Raw genomic sequence first — 671 nt, 5'->3', positions numbered from 1 at the left:
TCTCCGGTGCGGCAGCTGTGATCTTCCTGCTGCTCGGCCACCTGCTGATGCTCATCGACTCCCAGCAGGATGTCGGCACCTCTCTGGTGCTGACCGGCTGGTCGGGCGCCGGCGTCGCAGCTGTTACGGGGGCTCTCGGCCTCGGCACGGTCTTCGTCGCCGCGCGCAGCCATTCTCGGCCCAGCTCCCGTCTCCGGGACGGTTCGCGGCCGAACCTGACAGGGGAGCGCAGGGTGGAGGAGGCGCACGCCGCCTGGCGGACGGCGCTCTTGGAGCGCGCCGTGCTGCCCTGCCTTCGTTCTCGGCTGCTTGAGGTCGGCGGTGAGCAGCCGGACCGGTCGAACGCGCGGACGGCAGCGCCGCGCTCGTCACTCGGCTTCAGCCCTGGTTACGAGGCACCTGGCTTCGGCAGTCCGGAGTTCGGGGATTCGGCGGGCCCAAGTGCGGAGTGAACCGGTGGAGCCGTCCGGGAGACGTGTCCGAGGAACTTGCACTCGGCTGCGTGAGTGTGCCGTGAGTGTGCGCGGAGCAGGCGGGCAGGCGTCCAGAGGGTCACTTCCTGCCGCCGGCAGCGGCTCAAGCGCCCGAGGGCTCACCCGTAGGAGAGGTCGTCGCAAGGGTTGTCCGCTGCTGAGCGTCCCTTGTCGTTCCGCTCCTTGCCACCCGCTCCA

At 70.2% G+C, this 671-nt stretch carries 1 protein-coding gene; it reads left to right on the top strand.

Annotated features, from left to right (window positions below):
- On the top strand, positions 1 to 452 hold a 452-nt coding region (locus tag ACFXIV_RS47795), incomplete at its 5' end, for a hypothetical protein (protein ID WP_379421522.1).
- Positions 453 to 671 lie beyond the last annotated feature (219 nt).

Origin of the sequence: Nocardia sp. NPDC059236 (genome assembly GCF_042754085.1) — a bacterium.
Classification (GTDB): Bacteria; Actinomycetota; Actinomycetes; order Mycobacteriales; family Mycobacteriaceae; genus Nocardia.
Note: the sequence above shows the minus strand (reverse complement) of the source record. Positions and strands in the feature narration are given on the sequence as shown.